Origin of the sequence: Pedobacter gandavensis (assembly GCF_014172405.1) — a bacterium.
Taxonomy (GTDB): domain Bacteria; phylum Bacteroidota; class Bacteroidia; order Sphingobacteriales; family Sphingobacteriaceae; genus Pedobacter; species Pedobacter gandavensis.
Genome location: NZ_WNXC01000001.1, coordinates 1,108,105 through 1,125,292 on the forward strand (window position 1 = coordinate 1,108,105; position 17,188 = coordinate 1,125,292).

A 17,188-nucleotide genomic window follows, 5' to 3' on the forward strand; every position below is an offset into this window, starting at 1 on the left:
ATATCCCCATAAAAAAAGGTATACAGTTATGATGGACACCTTTCTGTGTCTTAGAGTTTTGATTCATAAGCTGGCGACTTGTCCATTGAATACATATGATGGAGCGGTAAAACCACCGGGTCATTTTTTGAAAGCCCATTTTTACTAAGAATGGGCATCAGTATCTCCCCAAATTTCTTAAAATGATCTTCAGATTCCCAAATGTCCACAACCAACCAGCCGCTGACTGTAGGTGCTCCTGCATGATGTATCAAACCGTTTGGTCTGGACTGGCCAGCTGCCTGCAGGTCTTTCCAAACCTGTTCATACTGCTCTGCCGATACACCTGGCATATCGAATTAAACCATTATCTTTTCCATATTCTTAGATTTAAATCAGCTATAACAATTCGCATAATTTTTAGTTTCAGTTCGCTTCAACCAACAAGAGTTCATTAATCTCTCTAGCCAGGCTTCTGTCTTTTTCAGTGACCACACCTCCGGCATCATGCGTACTGAGCCAGATCTCTACCTTATTCCATTCATTTGTCCATTTTGGATGATGATTGTGTTGCTCCGCTAGAAAGGCTACCCGAACCATAAAAGCAAATGCTTCCTGGAAATCTTTAAATATCAATACCTTATACAGTTTTTTATCTACCTCTTCCCATTGTTTCTGAACTACGTTATCCATTGTCATCAATATAGAATAGCCACTTCATTGTAACTACATGATCAAAAACAGTTGAGAATTGATAACTGTTTGAGGGAAAGATCCATCATCTGGAATTGGATCTCATTTTATGCAGATCATAAGCCACAGCCCACATAAAATAGCGCCTGATCACTGTAGAGATTTGTTGTGTGATTAAACTCCCTGCTATACTTCGATAAAACCCTACATTCTGGTTCAATAAATCCGTACCTGCAAATGAAACCTTCAATGCATTTTCCTTCAAAAACACTTTGCTAATCGCCGCATTCAGCATCAATCTGGAAAAACGCTGGTTGAAAGCTGCTGTTTTCCCAAGATACTGATAAGCTCCTGTTGCTGTCAGCTGAAATTTCAAAGGCAGGTCAACCCTGAAATCACCGTCCAGCAGAAAACCGCTTCCATTATTGGGATATTTTGCTTGCAAAGAACTACCGCTAACCGTATAAGTGGGTCCGAAACTCAGGTTAAATTCATAGACATTAAGGATCAATTTTGAAAACCTCATTTGCAATTTGTAGGTATAATCATGGAGTCTATTAAGCGAATCATTTGATATGTTATAACCCGTATTGCCATTTACATTGAAATTGATTCCTGCACTGAGGTCTAGCTTTTTAAGCTTACGGTCGAAAAACAAGGAAAGGTTTAGACTCTTGCTTTGCTGATCAAAAAGGTTCCTGAATTGCGTAAATATTTTTCCCAGTGTATCCACCTGCATCTTGTTGACAATTGGACTGGATACCCTTCCATAATTCACAAATACGCCTATTAACTGCCCGTTGCTTTCGTTGTAGGACTGATATCCGACAAAAAACCTGTTGCTAAAAGAAGGTTTCAGGAACGGATTCCCTTGCGTAATATGAAGCGGATCGTCGTTGATCAGAACCGGTTGCAACTTCGCAATAGGCGGCGCAATTGCAATCCCCTCGTAGTTGAAACGAATATTGGATTGCGGAGAGAGGCTATATTGAAAGTTCAATTGCCGATTCCAGAGCAAAAATTGTTGATCGGTTGGTTTATTAGAAAAATAATCCAACTGCTTTAACCCGACTGCAGTCAGTTTTGACCCAAAATTAAGCAGGGTTTTATTTTTGGCCAGGTTAAAATTAAGACCTGCCTCCTGGGCAAACTCTTTCAGCTCAAAATCATTGCTATACAAGGGATCTGGAGTTTCAAATTGCAGTTCCTTCCTACGATCAAATGAAAACCTACTGATGCTGTTCTTACTGAACCCTAGCCCATAGTTAACCAGCAGTAGCATTGACGTTGATAGCGGTTCTGAATAAGCAACATTTGTGTGCAGGCTCTTACTGGAAACTGCACTGGTTTTATCTTGATCAATCAACTCATGACGGTTGGCTACACCGGCTGAAGCTATTCTGGTGTCGGAGTTGAGTTGCCCTTCCATCTGGCGCTGCACTAAAGCGCTCTTTAGCCCCAGGCTAACAGTCCGCCCCTTCTTCTCTAACTTCCTCAAATACAAAATTGACGACATAATTTCCTGTAAACTTGACTTTTCTATCGAATACCTTAAGTTTTCCTGCTCAACAATCAATCCTTGAGCAGGCCCAATTACAGCCACAGTGGAAAGCGCTTCCGTACTGGCATGGATGTTTTTAAGCCCAGCATTGATTACGATTTTCAAGCTGGCAATACTGTCCAGCTTAAAATCTAACAGCCCGTCCAGCTTCTGTCGAAACACCTCATTCTCGAATACCTGATCCGTATGCGTATTGACGATTTCTGAAGGCAGACTATTTTGACTACTCATTCCTCGCTCCCCAATCGTCTTTAACGATCCAATTTTATAATTAAAATTCAGGCTGTTTTTATCTTTATTCCATTTGTCCTCGTAATGCAGTCCGGACGTTCTGGCCACAGGAAGCCCTTGTCCCTCATAACGCCCACTGCGAGACTCCAGTTCGTCGTATCCGCCCAAATCTAACTGATATCCCGGAACGGAAAGATCGACGCTTGAAGAGGCGTATTTGACCTCATCCTGCCAACTCAAGCTCGTCGTACCATTATTACCAGCTACCCCATACACCGCAATCCTTTGTTGGCCATTAAATAAATTCAACATCAACTGAGACCCGTAATAGCCGTCCGTTCCCATCCCCAGTTCTACTTTTCCAAAATACCCCTTCTTCCTATCAGCCTTGAGTGTGATATTAAGCGTCCGAGCACCCTTCCCGTCTTTCACACCGGTCAATGTGGCGAGGTCATTTTGTTTCTCAAAGACCTGCAATTTATCCACCATATCTGCCCTGATATTTTTGGTCACTAAAGTCGGATCGTCACCAAAAAACTCCATCCCATCCACCAATATTTTGGTAATCGTCTGTCCTTGCGCACTCAGCTTCCCTGCTTTATCAATCGAAATTCCAGGGAGCTGTTTTAGCAGATTTTCAACTTTATCATTGGGGTTAGATTGGAATGCCCGCGCATGATATTCTGTAGTATCTCCCTTGATGGTGATGGGCTGGACTGTGGCAAAAATCTTTACTTCTTCCAACAATTGAGCTTTCAGCAGCAGGGTAATTTTGCCAAGATCCAGGCTCGGATTTTTCAAATCCAAATCAAATTCTGAACGGTGATTTGCATAGCCCAGCGCGCTTAGCAACAAGAAAAACTTACCGGGAGTTAAGCCCTTCCATTCAAACCGACCACCCCCAGACAAGCTACCCTGGCTTTGGACAACATCTTGTTTTCTTAAAACGAAATTAACATTTAAATTCAATTAGTTAGAGTCAATAAAGCGAACTACACCTTTAACTGAATATTGAGAAAACACGGGCACAAAAGCCCCTATTGACAATGAAATTGTCATCAAAATCTTGAACAACATGAGTGATTATTTTAGGAGTTTATCGGCTTTCCGGTGATTCAAAAACCATTTTTTCCAGCGCTGATCTGTACATCATTCCAACAGGAACAGGCCTATCCACTAACCATACATTCCGTTTATCCAGCTTCGTAATTCTGGAGCTGGAAACCAGGAAAGACCGGTGGACCCGAACAAAAGAATGCGCCGACAATAAGCCCTCTGCCTCTACCATTGTTAAGCGCGACCGCAGCAATCCATCTGTTAAAACAAACTGCACATAATTGCCAATACTCTCCACATATAGCAAATCATCCAGTTCAATTTTAACCAGCTCATATCCGCTTTTGATGAAAATTGCGCTTGCTCCTTTTTTGTCTAAATCCTGCCCGACCGCCGTTCCAGGAAGACGCAGTTGCTGCTGTTCGAAAGCCTTGTTACAGGCCTTCAAAAACCTGGGAAAAGAGAATGGTTTCAAAAGATAATCTATGGCATCCAGTTCAAAACTCTGAACGGCATGTTCTGAATAGGCCGTCGTGAAGATCACCATGGGTGGATTTGGAAGCGCCTTCAAAAACTCAATCCCAGACAAACCAGGCATCTTGATGTCTAGAAAGATCAAGTCCACCGCCTCCTGTTGCAGGTACACCATGGCCTCTTTAGTCCTGGTAAAACAAGCATCAAGTGTTATACAGGCCACTTCCGAAGCCAGATTCTTAATCACTTCCAGGGCAATCGGCTCATCATCAATCGCTATCGCCTTTAAAACAGCTGTGGTTCTAGTGCTCATCATATGCTTTGAGGATTAATTTGGAAATAGAATAGTGAGTTCAGCGAGGTATTCATCCTCAACAGTATGGCAATTCAACTGATATCTGCCCTCGTAGAACAGCATTAGACGCTCTCTAACGTTATTCAACCCTATCCCTGATGATTTTCTTTCCGGATCAATATAAATCGCTTTAGGAACGCCATTACGCACTTTAAAATGGATGCAATCCGCTGTACAGGTCAGCTCCAGTACAATCCAGGATTTTTCATCGGCAGCTATGCCATGCTTAAAAGCGTTCTCCACAAAAGGGATCAACAGCATGGGCACAATCAAATGATCACAATACGCCACTTCCAGGTTAGTTTCCAGCCTGATCTGGTCGGAAGGCAGGATCCGCAGCTTTTGCAAGGCGATGTAGTTTTCCAGGTAAGCAAGCTCATCCTTCATTGGAATAAAATCTTGCTGATTATCCTCCAACATAAAGCGCATCATATCTCCCAACATCTGGATGCCATTCGCGGTTCTTTTGGAACCATCTATCAATGCGATCCCATACAAAGTGTTCAGTGCATTAAACAAGAAGTGTGGGTTGATCTGCGCACGTAAAAATTGTAAGTCTGCTTTGGAACGTGTCAACTCCATCGCTGCTTGCTTCAACTCCAACAGCCGATCTTTTTGCTGACGATAAAGCAGCCAGGTGCAAGGCACTGTAAATACCAATTGGAATACCCAATTCTCTAACCATAAGGTCCGGAACAAATTGAAATCAGGCAAAAAAAACAATAACGGACAAGCAAAGACAAACGTAGATAAGAGTAACCTAAGAACAAAACCAATATTCAATTTATTCCCACTTAAAAAACTAGGAAACAACCAATAAACACTACTTACATAAATAAAAACAACAGAAGTAGCCACCATAAAATACACCAGATAATATAGATCATTGGCAAAGAGATTGAAAGTAGACAAGAATATAGGGATAATTAAATAGATCACTAAAAGACCCGAAATCTGGTTGACGATCAAGGTATAATAACCTTTTTTTGAGCCTGAATTCTCAATCCTATAACACAAATATTCTCTTAAAGCAGCATAAACCCCATACAAAGTCAGGATCAGTAAACCTCGCTCCCAGCCCATCCAAATTGATTTTAGGGGCTGATCGTTATACCCAAACAAGGCAAACAGCTGATATCCGCCATAATTGTAAATTGCTGGATTTGCATAATAACTGGCCACATTTACCCCGAAGGCCAGCAAAAAACTTAAGGCCAACAACTGAGCAACTAAGTAGAGATAGTCCAGATAGCCCTTCTTTTCAATCCGCTTGAAACGAGGAATAGTGAATAAATTGATCCATAAATACACCATTAAAAAAAGCAGGATCACCCCAATTCTTGGCAACAAAGTGGGCAATACAAGCGCGGCCATACGCTCCGTAATTCCCACCGACAGGGACACTTTGATGGTCGACATGGCAGCCAACAACACAAAGAACAGAATTTCATGGTTGATGAGTTTGTTTTTCATACAGGTTCAAGATCTTTTTTAGTTCAGGATCTGATACAAGGATACGAACCGGAGCTAATTGCCTACAAAATATGGGATAGACACCGGATATCTGGTACAAAAAACAGAAATCAGGTTTAAAACTTCAAAGAAAAAGCCGGACAAACACCTTTAACGGGTATTTATCCGGCCTATATCAAAACGAATACGATGTTCTAAACGATGCCTTGTGCAATCATGGCGTCTGCAACTTTCACAAAACCTGCAATGTTTGCTCCTTTACCATAATTGATGTATCCATCAGCTTCTTCCCCATACTTCATACAAGTTTTATGAATCTGAGAGATGATCACTTTCAATTTACCATCAATTTCTTCACGATCCCAGGAATAGCGCTGAGAGTTTTGAGACATTTCCAAGCCGGAAACTGCTACTCCACCTGCATTTGCAGCTTTCCCTGGTGCATATAAAATCTTAGCGCGTTCAAAAACATGAATGGCTTGCGGCGTGGTTGGCATATTAGCCCCTTCTGCCACACAAATACAACCATTACTTACCAATAATTCGGCATCGCTTTCATCCAGTTCATTCTGTGTTGCATTTGGGAAAGCAATGTCACATTTAATGCCCCAAGGCTTTTCATTCGGGAAAAACTGGCAGTTGAACGCATCAGCATACTCCTTAATTCTTCCTCTGCGCACATTTTTCAGCTCCATAATGAACTTCAGCTTCTCCGCATCAATTCCTGCAGGATCATAAACAAAACCCTCAGAATCCGACATCGTCAAGACCTTAGCACCAACCTGGATACATTTTTCTACCGTAAACTGGGCTACATTTCCAGAACCGGAGATGACCACCGTTTTACCTTTAAGCGAGTCATTTTTCACGTTTAGCATTTCTTCTACGAAATAAACTACGCCGTAACCGGTAGCTTCCTGGCGGATCAAACTACCACCCCATTCAAAGCCTTTACCGGTTAACACCCCTGTAAACTCGCCTTTAATGCGTTTATATTGACCAAATAAATAACCAATTTCTCTTGCACCCACACCGATGTCTCCGGCAGGAACATCCACATCTGCACCTACATGGCGGTATAATTCCGTCATGAAACTCTGGCAGAACTTCATGACTTCTGCATCAGACTTCCCTTTAGGGTCGAAATCTGCACCACCTTTACCACCACCCATAGGGAGGCCAGTCAGGCTATTTTTAAATACCTGTTCAAAGGCAAGGAATTTAAGGACACTTAGGGTTACCGATGGATGGAAACGCAAACCACCTTTATAAGGACCAATGGCGCTGTTCATCTGCACCCTGAAACCACGGTTTACTTCTACCTCACCTTTGTCGTTTAACCAAGGTACTCTAAAAATAACCACACGTTCAGGCTCAACGATACGCTCCAAAACCTTATTCACCTTATATTTCAGGTTTTCTTCTGTAAAAGGGATAATGGATTCTGCTACTTCATATACTGCTTGTAAAAATTCTGGTTCATGAGTATTGCGGGACGCTACTTTACTCATAAATTCATTGATCGTTTGGTTCATTTGTGTGTGTTAGGTTAAAAAATTGGCAACAAAAAGTCCGTGCACCTAAAATGCAGACCTTTGGTCTTGGAGTTCATCAGAATTTTCAGGAAAAAATAAGTTAGTTATTTGAATTATCAGGATATGAAAAACATTAATACGTTTCATTTGGCTCCGAAAACAAAAATAGCCTAATTTTCGAAAAATAAAATTAAATAATCAAAATAACACAAAGCATAATTAGGCAAAGCGTAAAATATCCATGCTTTCGAAAGAGAAATCCATAAAAGCTAATTTTTAATGGGTTAGAAACCGCTCCTAAAGAACATTAATGGCAAATGAGTATGATAAGCCAGCCTTTTTGAGACACTTTGATGAAAAAGACCTTCTATAAAACCATAAACTCTTGGGATAGTAACCACCAGTTGTGCTCCTTTCTCATCTGCAAAGGCAATAATCCCTTTCACCACATCCTCATGATCTATATAATGGTATTCCGGCTTCTGATCGTCCCACAACTCATGTAAGGCTGTCAACTGCTTCATTTCATCCGGATCAAAATCCCCTTTCCTGGGATCTACATTAAAGATTAACAGCGAGGCATTCAATGCATTTACAAAAGTTTTGATGGCATGAACCGGAGTAAAGGCCAGCACCTCTTTCAAATCGCAGGCAAAAACTACTTTTTCTATTTTTTTGAAAGTTAGTCCGGCAGGAACAACCAATAGCGGAGCCAGGCAGTTTTTCGCCAGATCGATGGTATTACTTCCTACAATAGCCCTCGCCAGCTTGCCTTTCCCTGTCATCCCGACCACCACCATACCCGCTCGCAATTGCTGAACCAACATGTTTATGGCTGGAACCAGGGTTCTATCGTCATTTCTAGCTTCTACCTTAGTTTCCGGTAAAACTTCTTTCTCCAACTCTTCTTTTAAAGCATTAATTTTCGTCGAGCTCCCTTCCGCCGACTCCGTAAATCCAGGCCCTACGGGAGCAAATCCTGTGGAAACTGGGATTAAAATAGATTCAAAAGAATGATATAAAGTGATCTTGGTGCTTTTTAATTGCTTGCTCAGTCCGGCAGCATATAGAGCCGCATTATTGGCGGATTCAGAAAAATCAGTCGGCACCAAAATATGCTTGCCGCTGTAAAACTTATACAATTGATGGTCAATAGCCCGCTCAAGCTCCTGGAAATCGGCATCAGACAAGGTTCGTTCTCCACGTTCTACAATTTCCCAATTGCCTTTTGAAGAGCGATCCAGTATAATGGGATCTTTTTCATTGGTCACCATTTCTACCTTAAATCTTCGATATTGTTCTGCGGTAGTAATGATCGCACTTAAATCCAAGCTTCCAGCTTTGAATTTAATAAAAAATGTTTCCATGTTATAACCTCCTTTTAATCATCCATCTCCTCTCCCTTTGCTAAAGCAATCGTGTATCAGAGCGTAGAAAAATCAGAATTGAAAACCAGCGGAAAATAGAAATATCTAAAATAACAACAAACATTTACCGCACAAGGTTTTAAGAACCGGAATTAATTTAACCAAATTAATGGAGCCGTTTTTCATAGCAAAAGAACCTCAAACCAGGTCTGAAAGCCAAATCGATCTCTCCAGCATAAGTATAACCTAATTTTGGAAACAGCTTCTGCGTGGCCTCGTTCTTAGAATTGGTATCAATTCGTAAAATGGGAATCTTACGATCAACTGCTACCTTTTCCGCTTGCTGCAATAAGGCTACGGCAATCCCTTTCCCCTGGTGGTTAGGACTAACAGCCAGTCGGTGTGTCACGATCGCGGTTTCCTGAAGATCCCAACCTACCTGCGCATATTCGGCGTCCTGATCCGTAGTGATCGCTGCAACTCCGGCAATTTCCCCCTCCATATCAGCCAGCCATAGCTGCTGAAGGCTAATGTCCTTTTCAAAAACAGCAGGATTCGGATAAGTATGGTCCCATTGCCAGTTTCCAGCAGCATTCATTAAGGGCACTACCGCTTTTACCAGCTCCATTATCGCGGGGATATCTTTTAAAATTGCTTGTCTAATTACCATAGGGCGGTAAATTTACTAAAAAACCTTATTCCTAGAATGATGGAGCAATGACAATCTGCCCGCAAAGAACTCAATAGTATTTCCTAATTTTGAGCATCACCATTACAAAAAACATACATGAAAGTTCAACAACATAAAAAAACCAATACCTTTTCCTTTCTAACGCTTGTTATCGGATGCTTCCTTTTCAGCATCAGCTCGGCTACTTTCGCACAAACAATTCCTGCTGTGGAATTCCAAAATCAGCTAAAAACCGACAATAAAGCGGTCTTACTTGATGTGAGGACTTCAGAAGAGTACAATTCAGGGCACCTTGAGCAGGCAAAAAACCTGAATATTTACGATCAATCTTTTAAGGAGGAGCTTTCCAAAATGGACAAGACGCAACCTGTATACGTGTATTGCAAAGGTGGCGGTAGAAGTGCAAATGCGGTAAAACAAATGCAGGAGCTTGGTTTTACCTCAGTTTACGAGCTTAAAGGAGGTATAATGGCCTGGGAACAAGGTGGCTTACCACTTAGTAATGCCGAAAAACCGAAAACAGATCGCTTTACGAGTACTGATTTTGATAAAATGTTGAAAGCAAATAAAAATGTACTGGTCGACTTCTACGCAGAATGGTGTCTCCCTTGCAAACAGATGGAACCTGTACTGGAAAAGCTAAAAAATCAGTTTAAAGGTAAGGTTTCTATTGAAAGAGTAAATGTTGATGAAGCAAAATCATTAAGTAAATCCATCAAGATTGAGGGGCTTCCTGTGGTGGCAATCTACCAGAATGGCGTTGAAATCAAACGTGTTACCGGATTCCAATCCGAAAAAGATTTACTGAAGCTTATTCAACAGCTGAAATAACCAGATTCTTAAAAGAGATTAATTGGGTTCATTTTTAAAAAAAACAACCTGATTAAGAAACATTACGGAGATTTTAGTGTTACCCAATTAATACATCTTTATCTTACTTTTAGGGTAGATAAAGGTGTTTTTACTTGAAGGTAATTACATATATGAGCATAATCTCTGGCTTCAGAACGACACTGTCCCTCCTTTTTCTTAGCATTTCTATCCCAATTTATGCTCAAAGTCCCGCTCAGGAAATCGAGCCCGACAGCCTTGCCAGCCCAATCATTGAAATTCCCGCGAAAAAACGATTCGCAAGAGCTGCATCATCATTGCTAATAGCAGAGCTTATCCCCTGGTCTTTCAGCAAATTCATTACGCATGCGGAGTTTTCTAATATCAGCTTGAACTCCATTAAACACAACCTGAAGTTTAGTAGCTGGAATTGGGATGACGATGCCTTTCCAACCAATCAAATTGACCATCCCTACCATGGCAGTGTGTTCTTCAATTCCTTCCGTTCTAACGGTTTTAGCTTTTGGCAATCAGCCCCTGCAGCATTAGTGGGTAGCTATATATGGGAAACTGCCGGAGAAAATCAGGCACCTTCTAAAAACGACATCATCAACACAACTTTCGGAGGAATTACCATAGGTGAAACCGTTCACCGTTTAACCAGGAAGATCTTACAGACCCGGAGAAGAGGATTTAGAAGATACCTGAACGAAACCATCAGTCTCGCGATCAACCCAACCAATGGCTTCAGGAGAATCGCAGATGGGGAATGGGGAAAAGTGCCTTCCAGAACGGAGAAGCTAGATACTACACTCTTACAGGTGGAAGCAGAAAGTGGGATCAGAAAGTTCAATATGAGAGATGATCAAGCAAATTTTGGCGTTTATGCAAGATTAAAATTAATCTATGGAAACCCTTTTGACAACTATAAAATTCCATTTAGCAGCTTCATCTTAAATGCGGAAGTTGGACAGGACGACAGTTCCTTTGTAAACTCAGTAAACATCGTTGGAACGGTTCATGGTTGGCTACTGAATAAAAATAGCCGCAATAGAAACCTGTTGTCTATCACTTCAAATTACGATTACCTAAACAACCAGGCTTATTATTATGGCAGCCAAAGTCTCAATATCAACCTGTTTTCAGAATTTGGGCTGAATACTTCAACCAGGATAAAAACTTCCCTAGGCATGGGGCCCATCATGCTCGCTGCTTTCGGAGAGAATGGTATTTATAATGGTAGACCTTATGATTATGGTGCCGGTGCTGGCGTAAATGGAAATGCTGAGTTAAACATCTCCAATAAATTCATGTTTGAAGCGCATTACAATGGCCGTTTTATAAACACTTGGAACGGAAATACCTCTAGTTATTCTTCACAAAACTTTGTTACTGAACTGGAATACACGCTAAGTAAAGAAATTACCATCTCCACCGCACCGAGTTTAATGCTGATACAGGAAAATTACAAGAATGGTCCGGATGTACATAAGACCATCCCAGGTTTAAAAGTTGGCTTTAAATACCGAATTGCTTATGATTAAACCTCATTTACTGCCCAAATAATTTTTCCTTCAATTGTGAATAACGGGTTCTGCCAATAGGAAGCAGCTCCCCGTTTTTCAACATCAATTCGTATTTGCTTCCGGAGTTGACCATAATCTTTTCGCAGTGATCCATGGCTACGATATACGATTTATGAACCCGTTCAAAAGTTGGAGGAAGTAGCTGTTCCAGTTTTTCCAATGACTTATCGTGCAGCTCCAGCTTCCCATTGTTCAAATGAAGCTCTGTATAAATCCCTGCACCTTTAATATAAATCAAGTCCTGTACCTCAATCATGGAGATCTCCCCTGCTTTCTTTACTGCCAGGAACCTCAATCCCTTCCCCTGCCCTGGACTGGAGATCCGTAAAAAAGCCTGTAATAATCTATTTTCATCAAATGGTTTAGCCACAAAATCAAGCACCCCATACTCAAATGCGGTAATTGCCTTTTCGGTATAGGCAGAAATCACAATCGTATGAAAAGACCTGGACAGCACCGATTCTAATAGCGAAAAACCATTTTCTCCATTTAAATTGAGGTCCAACAAGAGCAAATCAATCTCATGATCTGCTAAAAAAGACAAACCCTCCTCAATAGACTCAAATCGGTCCAGGCGTTTCAATTTTTCTGCAAAAAAGCTACGGGTCATCCTTTCAATCCTTGCGGCGATCCTGGTTTCGTCTTCTATAATTAATATTCTCATTTCTGGTTGTAAATTTTTATGGTGGTCATCCAACCTTCCGGTCTGGCTTCAGAAGTAAAAGTCCAATTCTCGCCATAACTCTCCCTCAATCGGGCGGTAATGTATCGAAAACCAGTCCCAGCTTCCTTTCTAGACACACTTTTCCGATTTTCAGCAATCGTTAATAAGGTATATTGTTTACAATCGGGTTGTTTTATAAAATTTAAGCAAAAACTGACACATCCGTCTGGCAAGGGTTTGCTATGGGTGATTCCATTTTCCAATATGGTATGGAAGATGGCCGGCGGAATGGTTTCTTTTTGATCAATTCCAGTGTCCGACCAATGATAGGTTACCTCTTTTCGAAACTGCATCACTTTAAGGTGAACTTTACACAGCTCAATCTCTTTTTGAATGGGGATTAAAGTCTCATCAGCCATCTCATTCAACAAGTCAAACTCTGCTGAAAGTGCCTGAATGAAGACTAACCCTTGTTTTGGCGACTCCTCAATCCAATCCATTAAGGAAGTGAGTGTGTTTTTAATAAAATGAGGTTGAATATTTTTCTTAAGCAATTCCGTTTTCAATCTGGCGGAAAGCAACAAAGCGGAGCTGTATTCGTTTTCAGCATCTCTGGTTCTGATGGTATGCAGGTAAAGCATACACATCACGATGATATTGAAACTAATGAACAGACTGAGATCATAATTTAAAAAGTAATCAACCAAAGCGGAGACCAATAATCCGGTCATCACAATCCCTGCCCCCTTTTCTTTTTGAAGAATGGCATTCCCTACGATCAGGAAGGCTGCACACCACATTGCACGGCCATAATACCAAGCCGTAAGGTCATAATGGCCATAATTGTAGCTAAAAATCAGGAGCAGCGACAGGCCTAAGATTCCAAGGAGCAGGCCTTTTCTTTTGAAGTTAAATTGAATGCTAAAATACCAGGGAATCAGGAAGGCAATCACAAAAGTGAGCAAACCGATCAGCTTGAGCCTCAGGTAAAACTGAGCGTAGGGAATTTCGACATAAACCTTTAGGTATTCTGTGAGCTGAAGGATAAAGAAAAGAAAACAGGTGATACAGAATATCAGCACGGCATAATCTCTTTTTCTGCTGTTGATGAAAATAAAGAAATAGTACACTGCAGCAACTAGAAATACACCAGCAACCATATTCATCAAGGAAGCACCAATGAACGGACTTTTAATCAGCTGACGATAAGCGTCTATGGAGACAATTACATCGCGCAGGTCGCTGCTTAAATAAGCTTGCGAAGCCCTGATGGCCAATACATGCGCTCCTTTGGTCGCCAGCGTATCTGGGATCACAAAACAGCTCGTCTCGGTCCCGGGAATCTCTGATTTACCGCCCTGTTTATTCTGTCCGTTTCGTCCGATCAGCTGACCATCCCAATACACTTCAAAAGCTCCAAATGCATTAATTCTCAGCCCTAAATGCTCCTCAACACGACCAGCTTTCTCCAAATCAACATGGGCACGAACCCAAAAAATCCGATCCTGAATATACGCACGCGCTTTTGACCAGTTCCGATCGTCAAAAGTTGGAGATGCCCAAATGGGCTCATCTCCTACCTGATAAACCACCTCAGTGATCGTGGCATCCTGTGCTCCATGACAGGAAGAAAAAGAGAGTAACAGGACTACAAATAATAGAAAGCGATTCATAAGGTAAAGTTAGGCGGAAGATAAGGGAGAAAAATGTCATTCAAAAGAATATAGAGCAGTTGACCCGTTTTTTCAATAGATAAATATTTATACCCCTAATCTTGTGGCATTGATAAAACAAACCAGCATGAAACTACCGATATTTTTACTTTTTACCATTTGCTGCTCATTAACCACAAGCGCACAAGAGCAAAGCACAGAAAAACAAACCATTTTAAAAGAAGTGGCCATTACTGCTGAAAAACCAGGGGTTAGCCTGAAGTTAGACAAAAAAATCTTTGTGGTCGGGAAAGACCTCTTATCACAAAATGGTTCTGCCAACGACCTACTCAACAACCTTCCTGCAGTTGCCGTCAGTCCAACAGGCACAGTTAGTTTAAGAGGAAACAGCAATGTGCTCATCCTCATTAACGGTCGCAAAACCGGATTAACCCAGAGTAATGCGCTCGATCAGATTCCTGCCGGACAGATTGACCGGGTGGAGATCATCACCAACCCTTCTGCCCGTTACGATGCTGCAGGCAATGCAGGCATCATCAACATCATCCTGAAAAAAAACAACAAAGGAGGATTTACAGGGCAGGTTAAGCTGGTTGGCGGTCTTCCAAATGATACCCGATTGAACCCTAGCTTGAACTACAAATCCGATAAAATCAACTTGTTTTCGACTTTTGGTTTCCGCAGCACCGATTACGTTGGCCTGTACCGTTCTGAGCAATTGGTTGAGCAGCAGGATCTGGGCACAGCACAATACCAGCAACTAAAAAAAGAAAACCGACATGATGATGGGAAACTCCTTTACCTGGGTGCCGATTATTTCCTGAATGATCACAATACCATCACTGCCGCATTTTTTAAAAACGCGACTAAAGACCATGACAAAACAAGTTTAAACTATGATTACAGCAATCAACTTGTAGATAGCGCATTCCTTCGCAAGGGAGAATCCTGGGAGAAAAGATCTTATAACCAGCTAGAATTCAACTACACACGAACATTTAAGAGTCCTAAGAAAAAATTCAGTCTGGATTTACAATATGACTTCTGGAACAGTGAAAAGGATTGGAACCTGAACACCAGCAGGATCACTCCCACCGCAGAAACATTGCCGGGGATCAGAACAAGTGCTGCTGGTGCAAGTAAAGATTTTCTTTTACAGACAGATTTCATCCAGCCAGTTGCCGCCAATTCTATCATGGAATTTGGATTAAAGCTAGAAAACAGACGAGTTAGCAGTGATTATAAAGCGGAGGAACAAGCAGGAAACGAATGGATAATTTTCGACCAAATCGACAACAAGCTAGATTATAAAGAACTGATTGGCAGTGGATATGCGCAATTTAGCAGTAAATGGAAGCAGTTTTCTTACTTATTGGGCTTACGTGCGGAGTTAACTAAAGTTCGTGTGGAGGATGCGGAACACAGCTTTGATAGTCGGAAGCACTACACCAAATTATTTCCTACAGCTCATTTAGGCTATCAAATTCAAGAAGGAACAAGTTTACAACTGAGTTACAGCAAACGAATCAACAGACCTTCGCTTTACCTGTTATACCCTTTTAATGAAATCACGGATTTCAATGCGCAATATAGAGGTAACCCTGAACTAAACCCTTCCTATGCTGATATTTTTGAACTCGGTTTTTTACAGAACTGGGGAAAGATTACCATAAACCCATCCTTGTACTACCAATACATTGCGCATCCAATCCAGGACTACACCTATTTAAAGGATGGAAATACGTTCATTACCAGCCCCATTAACATCGACCAGGAAACCCGTCGGGGTATGGAACTCTCCATCCTCTATCAGCCAGTAACATCCTTGCAGCTGAATGCGGAATTTAATTATTATGCATTTAAACAGCGGGGATATTATCAAGCGCAGGATTTCAATTTTTCTGCGCAGACCTTCACGAGTCGATTTTCTGCGCAAATGAAACTACCGATGAATTTTAGTTTTCAGGGACGCTATAATTACAGTAGTGCAGAAAGAAATGCGCAAAGTAAGACTGCGGCGATCCATGCTTTAGATCTGGGGATCAGTAAAAACCTGTTTAAGAACAGCGCGACTGTAGTAATCGATGGCATCAATGTTTTGAATTCCCGAAAATTCAGGACAATAACGACTGGCAGTAATTACCTGCTGAACCAAATGAACAACCCAAATGCCGACCGTTACCGCATTAGTTTCGTTTATAAATTTAACCATAAGGAGGGGCAATCTGTACGCCAGGCAAAGTCTGGAAACCGGAATTAAGCCTTTAACCTATTCCGTTTAGGCTAACACTTCACTGTTTTCTTCTTTTTCCCAATTGCGCCTTTATCTTTTATTTTCAAAATATAATCAGCGGCAGAAGGAACTTTACAAGCAGTACCATTCATCTCAATCGTTATGACACCCAGTTTATTAGCCGCTTCAATTGCAGCAGCAGTTAAGGCGGCTATATAAGCACCTACAGAAATGACAAAACTATTCATCTGATAACGAACCCGATTTTTAGCATTGGGCATCTCCAGAACTACCCGATCCAATAAAGCCCTTATCGCGGTCAGGTCTAATTCCTCATCTGGGAGCAATGCAACAAGATTACTAAGCGTTGCCCAACCTGCTGCAACGATATGTTCTTCCTCATGATTGATCCATTCATTTCCCAATTCCCAGCCGAACCGGCTGCCGGCAGTTACCCATGGAACGGTGTATTCACTAATATTGGAAGACAAGGCTTGCGCTGCCCAGCGTTGCAAATCCTCCTTTGTCATTTTCTTATCGTCAGCAATTAAGCCAGCCAGGTACATCGCATCTGCATTGCCAGTTGCATATAAATCTTTTGCCAACTGGTAATCCATTTTTACTTTCTTCTGAATGGGTTTCATATCCCCCACTCTAACGCCAAAAAACGGTTCTCTTACCCCATGTTTCAATAGAATATTTTTGATTTGATCGCTGCCTTTGGATTGCAGCTCCTCCATAATTTCTTGTAAAGTCATACCCGTTATTTTCTATTACGAATTTATG

General features: G+C 41.4%; 14 protein-coding genes. 3 read left to right on the forward strand and 11 right to left on the reverse strand.

Going from position 1 to position 17,188, the window contains the following annotated elements:
* Positions 1-50 precede the first annotated feature (50 nt).
* From GM920_RS04395 to GM920_RS04430, 8 genes are all read right to left on the reverse strand, one after another.
* Positions 51-332 (reverse strand): hypothetical protein, encoded by a 282-nt coding sequence (locus tag GM920_RS04395; protein ID WP_182953784.1) that lies wholly within the window; start codon positions 330-332, stop codon positions 51-53.
* 73 nt (positions 333-405) lie between these two features.
* Positions 406-672 carry a 4a-hydroxytetrahydrobiopterin dehydratase gene (locus GM920_RS04400; protein WP_182953787.1) on the reverse strand — a complete coding sequence of 89 codons (267 nt, stop codon included), beginning with the start codon at positions 670-672 and terminating at the stop codon, positions 406-408.
* Between the two features lie 85 nt (positions 673-757).
* Positions 758-3,433 carry an outer membrane beta-barrel protein gene (locus tag GM920_RS04405; RefSeq protein ID WP_182953789.1) on the reverse strand — a complete coding sequence of 892 codons (2,676 nt, stop codon included), beginning with the start codon at positions 3,431-3,433 and terminating at the stop codon, positions 758-760.
* A 127-nt stretch (positions 3,434-3,560) separates the two neighbouring features.
* On the reverse strand, positions 3,561-4,310 hold the full coding sequence (locus tag GM920_RS04410) for a LytR/AlgR family response regulator transcription factor (protein WP_235964428.1): 750 nt from the start codon (positions 4,308-4,310) through the stop codon (positions 3,561-3,563).
* Positions 4,311-4,322: 12 nt separating this feature from the next.
* A complete protein-coding gene (locus GM920_RS04415) occupies positions 4,323-5,822 on the reverse strand; it encodes a sensor histidine kinase (protein WP_182953791.1) in 1,500 nt (499 codons plus the stop codon).
* Positions 5,823-6,016: 194 nt separating this feature from the next.
* Positions 6,017-7,357 carry an NADP-specific glutamate dehydrogenase gene (gdhA, locus tag GM920_RS04420; protein ID WP_182953794.1) on the reverse strand — a complete coding sequence of 447 codons (1,341 nt, stop codon included), beginning with the start codon at positions 7,355-7,357 and terminating at the stop codon, positions 6,017-6,019.
* A gap of 284 nt (positions 7,358-7,641) precedes the next feature.
* Positions 7,642-8,724: a universal stress protein gene (locus tag GM920_RS04425; RefSeq protein WP_182953796.1), complete on the reverse strand. Its 1,083-nt coding sequence runs from the start codon at positions 8,722-8,724 to the stop codon at positions 7,642-7,644.
* A 166-nt stretch (positions 8,725-8,890) separates the two neighbouring features.
* Positions 8,891-9,394, reverse strand: a complete 504-nt coding sequence (locus tag GM920_RS04430; RefSeq protein WP_182953798.1) for a GNAT family N-acetyltransferase — start codon at positions 9,392-9,394, stop codon at positions 8,891-8,893.
* Positions 9,395-9,511: 117 nt separating this feature from the next.
* Here GM920_RS04430 and GM920_RS04435 point away from each other — a divergent pair, with 117 nt between their 5' ends.
* Positions 9,512-10,246, forward strand: a complete 735-nt coding sequence (locus GM920_RS04435; RefSeq protein WP_182953800.1) for a thioredoxin domain-containing protein — start codon at positions 9,512-9,514, stop codon at positions 10,244-10,246.
* A 152-nt stretch (positions 10,247-10,398) separates the two neighbouring features.
* A complete protein-coding gene (locus tag GM920_RS04440; RefSeq protein WP_182953803.1) occupies positions 10,399-11,790 on the forward strand; it encodes a DUF3943 domain-containing protein in 1,392 nt (463 codons plus the stop codon).
* A 7-nt stretch (positions 11,791-11,797) separates the two neighbouring features.
* On the opposite strand, the gene GM920_RS04445 is transcribed toward GM920_RS04440, so the two are convergent.
* The gene (locus tag GM920_RS04445; protein WP_182953805.1) at positions 11,798-12,496 is read right to left on the reverse strand and encodes a LytR/AlgR family response regulator transcription factor; all 699 of its coding nucleotides are present in this window, start codon (positions 12,494-12,496) and stop codon (positions 11,798-11,800) included.
* Positions 12,493-14,169: a histidine kinase gene (locus GM920_RS04450; RefSeq protein WP_182953807.1), complete on the reverse strand. Its 1,677-nt coding sequence runs from the start codon at positions 14,167-14,169 to the stop codon at positions 12,493-12,495. The genes GM920_RS04445 and GM920_RS04450 overlap by 4 nt, the downstream gene beginning before the upstream one ends.
* Positions 14,170-14,296: 127 nt before the next feature.
* Between GM920_RS04450 and GM920_RS04455 the strand changes: the two genes are divergently transcribed.
* Entirely contained in the window at positions 14,297-16,429 is a 2,133-nt protein-coding gene (locus tag GM920_RS04455; protein WP_182953809.1) for an outer membrane beta-barrel family protein, read from the forward strand.
* A gap of 23 nt (positions 16,430-16,452) precedes the next feature.
* Here GM920_RS04455 and GM920_RS04460 read toward each other — a convergent pair whose 3' ends face one another.
* Complete coding sequence (locus tag GM920_RS04460) at positions 16,453-17,160, reverse strand: DNA alkylation repair protein (RefSeq protein WP_182953811.1); 708 nt, start codon at positions 17,158-17,160, stop codon at positions 16,453-16,455.
* Between the last annotated feature and the right edge of the window lie 28 nt (positions 17,161-17,188).

Coding starts and splice junctions, on each gene's coding strand:
- GM920_RS04395 (WP_182953784.1), bottom strand. CDS start 332: ATGCCAGGTGTATCGGCAGAGCAGTATGAACAGGTTTGGAAAGACCTG.
- GM920_RS04400 (WP_182953787.1), bottom strand. CDS start 672: ATGGATAACGTAGTTCAGAAACAATGGGAAGAGGTAGATAAAAAACTG.
- GM920_RS04410 (WP_235964428.1), bottom strand. CDS start 4,310: ATGATGAGCACTAGAACCACAGCTGTTTTAAAGGCGATAGCGATTGAT.
- GM920_RS04415 (WP_182953791.1), bottom strand. CDS start 5,822: ATGAAAAACAAACTCATCAACCATGAAATTCTGTTCTTTGTGTTGTTG.
- gdhA (WP_182953794.1), bottom strand. CDS start 7,357: ATGAACCAAACGATCAATGAATTTATGAGTAAAGTAGCGTCCCGCAAT.
- GM920_RS04425 (WP_182953796.1), bottom strand. CDS start 8,724: ATGGAAACATTTTTTATTAAATTCAAAGCTGGAAGCTTGGATTTAAGT.
- GM920_RS04430 (WP_182953798.1), bottom strand. CDS start 9,394: ATGGTAATTAGACAAGCAATTTTAAAAGATATCCCCGCGATAATGGAG.
- GM920_RS04435 (WP_182953800.1), top strand. CDS start 9,512: ATGAAAGTTCAACAACATAAAAAAACCAATACCTTTTCCTTTCTAACG.
- GM920_RS04440 (WP_182953803.1), top strand. CDS start 10,399: ATGAGCATAATCTCTGGCTTCAGAACGACACTGTCCCTCCTTTTTCTT.
- GM920_RS04445 (WP_182953805.1), bottom strand. CDS start 12,496: ATGAGAATATTAATTATAGAAGACGAAACCAGGATCGCCGCAAGGATT.
- GM920_RS04450 (WP_182953807.1), bottom strand. CDS start 14,169: ATGAATCGCTTTCTATTATTTGTAGTCCTGTTACTCTCTTTTTCTTCC.
- GM920_RS04455 (WP_182953809.1), top strand. CDS start 14,297: ATGAAACTACCGATATTTTTACTTTTTACCATTTGCTGCTCATTAACC.
- GM920_RS04460 (WP_182953811.1), bottom strand. CDS start 17,160: ATGACTTTACAAGAAATTATGGAGGAGCTGCAATCCAAAGGCAGCGAT.